At 61.5% G+C, this 5428-nt stretch carries 7 protein-coding genes; 5 read left to right on the top strand and 2 right to left on the bottom strand.

What is annotated here, in order from left to right; translation table 11 throughout:
* The 5 genes from F4U95_RS24345 to F4U95_RS24325 all read left to right on the top strand — a co-directional run.
* The coding region (locus F4U95_RS24345; RefSeq protein ID WP_150426544.1) for an integrase catalytic subunit at window positions 1–113 on the top strand (113 nt) is incomplete at its 5' end.
* 37 nt (window positions 114–150) lie between these two features.
* Window positions 151–561: an MgtC/SapB family protein gene (locus F4U95_RS25495; RefSeq protein WP_198010903.1), complete on the top strand. Its 411-nt coding sequence runs from the start codon at window positions 151–153 to the stop codon at window positions 559–561.
* A 166-nt stretch (window positions 562–727) separates the two neighbouring features.
* Window positions 728–1123 (top strand): cupredoxin domain-containing protein, encoded by a 396-nt coding sequence (locus F4U95_RS24335; protein WP_084675478.1) that lies wholly within the window; start codon window positions 728–730, stop codon window positions 1121–1123.
* A gap of 305 nt (window positions 1124–1428) precedes the next feature.
* Window positions 1429–3516, top strand: coding sequence for a TonB-dependent receptor (locus F4U95_RS24330; protein ID WP_150426982.1), 2088 nt, complete (start codon window positions 1429–1431; stop codon window positions 3514–3516).
* Between the two features lie 16 nt (window positions 3517–3532).
* Window positions 3533–4033 carry a DUF1440 domain-containing protein gene (locus tag F4U95_RS24325; RefSeq protein WP_066551370.1) on the top strand — a complete coding sequence of 167 codons (501 nt, stop codon included), beginning with the start codon at window positions 3533–3535 and terminating at the stop codon, window positions 4031–4033.
* Window positions 4034–4131: 98 nt separating this feature from the next.
* Here F4U95_RS24325 and F4U95_RS24320 read toward each other — a convergent pair whose 3' ends face one another.
* The gene (locus tag F4U95_RS24320) at window positions 4132–4461 is read right to left on the bottom strand and encodes a hypothetical protein (protein WP_125458964.1); all 330 of its coding nucleotides are present in this window, start codon (window positions 4459–4461) and stop codon (window positions 4132–4134) included.
* Between the two features lie 833 nt (window positions 4462–5294).
* On the bottom strand, window positions 5295–5428 hold a 134-nt coding region (locus F4U95_RS24315; RefSeq protein WP_150426975.1), incomplete at its 5' end, for a transposase.

Below are 5428 nucleotides of genomic sequence, written 5' to 3'. Positions count from 1 at the left end.
GCCTGGGCTACCGGCCACCGGCACCGGAAACGGCGACACCGCCATATCCGGCCTCCGGTTCCGCTTCGCTCCACCTCCGTCCGGATATGGCGGCGATGCGCTTAATGCACTAACAAACCAATCGGTCCACTCGGTGGGGGCAGACCAGGGTTGCTGGGTGCCATAATTGGCTGGCAACGTGAGCACCACGGCAGGGAAGCCGGAATCCGAACCTACATGGCTGCTTCGCTAGGAGCCTGCGCCTTCGGACTTGTGTCGAACGCCATCGGGGACCAAGGTCGCATCTCTGCGGGAATTGTTACTGGAGTAGGATTCATTGGCGCCGGCATCATCCTGCGCGACGCTGGGCGCGTGACGGGGCTCACAACGGCAGCTACGCTCTGGGCGTCTGCAGCGGTCGGGTTAAGCGCCGCGTACGGGATCTATCATCTGGCTGTCATAACCGCTCTGATGCTTCTTTTGATCCTTGAGCTGCCTCGCATGCCTGGGTGGACGCGGGTTTCGCACCGAGCCCGCTTGCATGTACACCATTCGGATTCCGACGACGAACCTACTCGATGAACATCACCTTGCACGCCGAAGCAGGCCAATCGGCTCGGAATCTAGCGCCGTGGAAGTTGGAATTGACGTCCCTTTCTCGGGATTTTCGCTTCGATGCAGCTTTTGAACGGCCAAATGAGCCTGCGGCTCAATCCGTGCTATGATACGCTTGTACTGGGGATGTTCGATGCGCTCGCTAAGCCTCGCTGTTTGCGGCCTGCTTCTCGCTGGGCCTGGCTTTGCTCAATCGCCGAACTGGTTGAATGCCCAGACGATCGAAATCGACATGAAGAACTTCGCTTTCGTTCCAGCCACAATCACGCTTCAACGCGGTGTTCCCTACCGCTTGCGCTTTGTTAATACGGCAGGGGGCGGCCACAATTTTGTCGCCAAGGCCTTTTTCGAGCAAGCCACTATTGACCCTGCCAGCCGGTCGACGATCAACAAGGGTGAAGTCGAGCTGAAAGGCGGAGAAAGCGGGGACGTGCGCCTGGTTGTCAACCGGATCGGAACCTACGACGTGCATTGTTCGCACTTCATGCACTCGATTTTCGGCATGAAAGGCAAGATCGTCGTCCGGTGAGCGTCACTGGCTCGGCTCTCTTCCATGTCATGGCTGAGGACGTTCGGCGTAATGCAACGGCAAAGCCAACTCAGGCTCTGATAAGTGATCTCGTCGGGCTTCGTAACATTGCCGTAGTCCGTTTCGCTGGTCTCATATTTTAGAGAGCAAGCCAACGGGCCCGACAGCGACCACCCCGAAGGGCTATTGCGACGCACTCTCAAATCACCTATTGCGTTGGTTGAGAGAGATTCGCAAAAGGGTCAACGGTGAGAAATCTTGGTATTGGAACTGCACTCGGCTTCGGGCTGCTCACCGTCCCGGCAATGGCTCAAGACCAGTTCCTGCCGGGACCCGGCAGCACCTCGCAAACGATCATCGTGACCGGCGTCCGCGACGGCTATCAGATCGATGCGACCAGCACCGCCACGCGCACACCGACCGAGCTCAACGATGTCCCCCAAGCGGTCTCGATCATCACGGAAACGCAGATCGACGACCAGGCGATGCGCTCTATTGCCGATGTACTACGCTATGTCCCCGGCGCCGTAATCTCCCAAGGTGAGGGCCACCGCGATCAGATCATCCTGCGCGGGAACAGCAGCACCGCGGACTTCTTTGTCGACGGCCTGCGCGACGACGTGCAATATTACCGCGGCCTCTACAACGCAGAGCGGATCGAGGTCCTGAAAGGCCCCAACGCGATGATCTTCGGGCGCGGCGGCGGTGGAGGCGTCATCAACCGCGTCACCAAGCGTCCTGTCGCCAACGCCTTCATCAGCGGCAGCGGTTCGGCGGACACATATGGCGCATGGTATATCGACGCCGACATCAGTCAGCCACTCAGCGAGTCCGTGTCCACTCGGCTGAACGCCGTTTACGAGGAGTTCCGAAACAATCGCGACTTCTATGATGGGCGCAGGGTTGCGATCAACCCGACCGTCGCGCTCTCGCTCGGCGGTGCAACCCGGATCGATCTGGGGTTCGAATATAACAGCGACAGGCGAACGATCGACCGAGGCGTCCCCTCGGCCGTTCAGGGCTCGCTGACGAGCCCGTCACGCCCGCTCACCGGCGCCCGCGACACCTTCTTCGGTGTGCCGGGATTCAACGTCAGCGATTTCGAGGCCAAGGTCCTGAATGGGCGCGTCGAGCACCGCTTCAGCGACAATCTGACCCTGACCAGTCGGGTCCTGTATGGTGATTACGACAAGCTCTATCGGAACGCCTTTCCGGTCACCCCGGTCACGTCGCGCGGCGGCGTCCAGAGCGTCGGCCTCGAAGCGTATAGCGATCCCACGACACGCAAGAACCTGCTCAACCAGAACGACCTTGTTTGGAGGGTCACCACTGGACCCGTCCGCCACGTGCTGCTCGCTGGCTTCGAAATTAGCGACCAGCGCACGCGCAACCAGCGGATCAACGGCTTTTTCGGGGGTGGTGATATCGTCAACGGGGGGCGGCGCGTCTTTGTCGGGTTGGCCGACCCGATCACGGTGCCGCCGGTCACGCTGCGCACCACTCCCAATACCGGCTACCGGTCAATCCGCACGAACGCCGACGCCGCCGCCTTCTATGTGCAGGACCAGATCTCGATCGGCGACCATGTCGATCTGATCGGCGGCGTTCGCCGCGACCGCTTCACGCTTAACGTCGACGACCTGGTTGCCGGGCAGAGCTATCGCCGGACCGACACGCTTTGGTCTCCCCGAGTGGGCGTGGTGCTCAAGCCGGTGCAACCTGTCTCGATATACGCCAGCTATAGCCGGTCCTTCCTGCCGCAGTCGGGGGATCAATTCTCATCGCTCGATGTCACCAGCGCCGCGCTGGAGCCGGAGAGGTTCGACAATTACGAGCTTGGCCTCAAATGGGATATCCGCCCGACGCTGAACCTGACCGCCGCCATCTACCAGCTTGACCGCACCAACACCCGCGCGGCCGACCCCAATGACGCCGCGCGGACGGTGCTGACGGGTGCGCAGCGCAGTAAGGGGCTCGAACTCGGCCTTAGCGGTGCGATCACACCCCAGTGGCAGATCAGCGCGGGCTATGCGCTGCAGGACGCGGAGATTCGCAAAACGACGAGTGCCGCCCCGGCCGGGCGCGAGGTTCCGCTGGTTCCCAAACAGCAGGCTTCGCTGTGGACCCGCTACGACCTCACCCCTCGCCTTGGGGCCGGGGTCGGGGTCTATCACCAGTCGAAGAGCTTCACCTCCATCAGCAACACCGCCATCCTGCCCGCCTTCACGCGCGTCGATGCCGCGGCATTCTTCAAGCTCACCCCCCAGATCGAGGCGCAAATCAACGTCGAGAATCTGCTCAACAGCGATTATTTCTCGTCCGCCTACAACGACAACAACATCATGCCCGGTGCGCCGATGACAGTGCGAGCGACGGTTAGAATGAGCTTTTAGACAAGGCGCCGGAGAGATGGATGTGAACACAGAGCGCGTAATCGAAGGCGCTGTGACGGGCGCGGCGGCGGGGTTGGTGGCCTCGTGGGTAATGTCCGAGTTCCACGAAGCCTGGAAAGCCGCTTCGGGCGATAGGGATGTCGGAGACGAGCCCAACACCGTCAAGGTGGCCGACGCTGTAACGGAAGCTACCGTAGGGAAACCGGTACCGGAGGGATATCGTGAGCCTGCGGGAGCAGCTGTTCATTACGGCTTTGGGGTGTTTCTCGGCGCTCTCTACGGAGCCGCGGTGGAGGTTCGCCCAGAGACCAGCGCTGGGTTCGGAACCGCCTACGGAGCGGCGGTGTCGCTGGTCGCCGACGAGATGGCGATGCCGGCGTTGGGCTTTAGTCCCCCCGCTTCGGAGGTCGCGGCTTCGACGCACCTGCGCGGCTTTGTCTCGCACCTAGTTTTCGGCGTGGCTCTCGAAGTGGCGCGGAGGCTCCTAATTGCGGGTGTCAGAGCAAAGATTGCCTAAAGCCGCACGCCCGCGACCTTCTCCGTACTCTTGCGTGTCAGACGCGTTGTCACTCTTCAGAAGTGACAACGGCACGGTGGCCCGCGCCGTTGTGCATCCTAGTGGTTGTAACCATGCTCGTTGTACCGGCGCGCGTCGCGACGCGCATGACGTACTTCCCGGCGGTAGTCCCGACGGGCGTGCCGGTTCGAGGCGTAGCCATAGTTGCCGTAATTGGAATAACCGTTACCGTAACTGCTATGCCCTTGGCCTTGGTAAGAGCCGTAACTTCGGCCGTGACCCTGCGGTTCAACATAGCCATAGCCTTGGCTGTAGTAGCTCTGGTTCTGATACCCATGGCCGTTGGATTGGCCGGCATGGGCCGGCGGTTCGGCGAGGGCCGGTGCGGCTACGATGAGTGCCAATCCGGCGATCGCGAGCTTGAACATGTTCCTTCTCCACAACTACGCTCGTCGTACCGCGAGTGGCCGATCGGGCTGGAGAGATGTGTGCGCCGAACGTGCTGAACCGGGTTTGAATAGTCTCGGCAGCTCGCGTGAAGACGGGACGGAAGCACCTTACGCCGGGAACTCGTCTCAGCTCGGAAGTCGAAGCTTACCAGGCGCGCGGAGCCGTCCGCGGCACCCTTTTGCCCCTTTCCCCCATATCCTAAGCCGTTTCCCTCTCGCTGTCCTGCGGGCTTAAAGTCGGCTCCGCGGTCCGGCTTATGTACCTGATCCGGTGGCGGGCACCGGACGGGCTTTCCAGAGTCTTCGGGACAAACCCAGGCTGAGCACGACGGCGAATGCCGCCAGAACGCCGGGAAAGACGAACGACGCGACCCTCACCGTCAGGCCGGACTCTAGCTCCAGCTGGAGGAAAAGACGGCGGTCAGGGCATTTGAAATGTGGGGCGTCAAGGATTGCTCGGGCGCTTTTCGCAGGGTAAGTGCCGTCCCCTCAACGAGCTACCAGGCTCGACTCGGTGACGCGCTCATCCGTGCCCGCGCAATTTGAACGCTAACGTCATCGGAAATAGCAAACATCGCGCCGTCGCCCCAGCCCGTTCACTGGCCTCAGGCCGGCCTTGGGGGTGGGTTGATATCAAGGCGTGGCCGCCCGATTGGGCCGCCCTCATCGTTCTGAACGGGGGTTCTGCGACGGCGAGGCCGCGGAACCGCATCGATTGCCGGTCTGCGTGTCATCCGACCGATTTTGACCTCCCATAAAACAGGGAATTCGAACAGCGGGACGCGTGTGCCCGGCCTGTCTAGGGTCAGGACTCATAGCCAGAACAGGACGGTAGCAGCGAGCGCGACAGCGGAGAGGAAAACGTTGGGGCACCTGTCGTAGCGTGTTGCAACGCGCCTCCAGTCCTTGAGGCGGCCAAACATGATCTCGATCCGGTTGCGGCTTT

The organism is Sphingobium limneticum, from assembly GCF_008710165.1.
Classification (GTDB): Bacteria; Pseudomonadota; Alphaproteobacteria; order Sphingomonadales; family Sphingomonadaceae; genus Sphingobium; species Sphingobium limneticum.
The sequence above is the reverse complement of the archived record's forward strand: the minus strand, read 5'-3'. Positions and strand labels throughout refer to the sequence as shown.

Bases quoted from the DNA above. Each gene is read 5' to 3' on its own strand.
- F4U95_RS24335 (WP_084675478.1), top strand. From the start codon at position 728: ATGCGCTCGCTAAGCCTCGCTGTTTGCGGCCTGCTTCTCGCTGGGCCT.
- F4U95_RS24330 (WP_150426982.1), top strand. From the start codon at position 1,429: ATGGCTCAAGACCAGTTCCTGCCGGGACCCGGCAGCACCTCGCAAACG.
- F4U95_RS24325 (WP_066551370.1), top strand. From the start codon at position 3,533: ATGGATGTGAACACAGAGCGCGTAATCGAAGGCGCTGTGACGGGCGCG.
- F4U95_RS24320 (WP_125458964.1), bottom strand. From the start codon at position 4,461: ATGTTCAAGCTCGCGATCGCCGGATTGGCACTCATCGTAGCCGCACCG.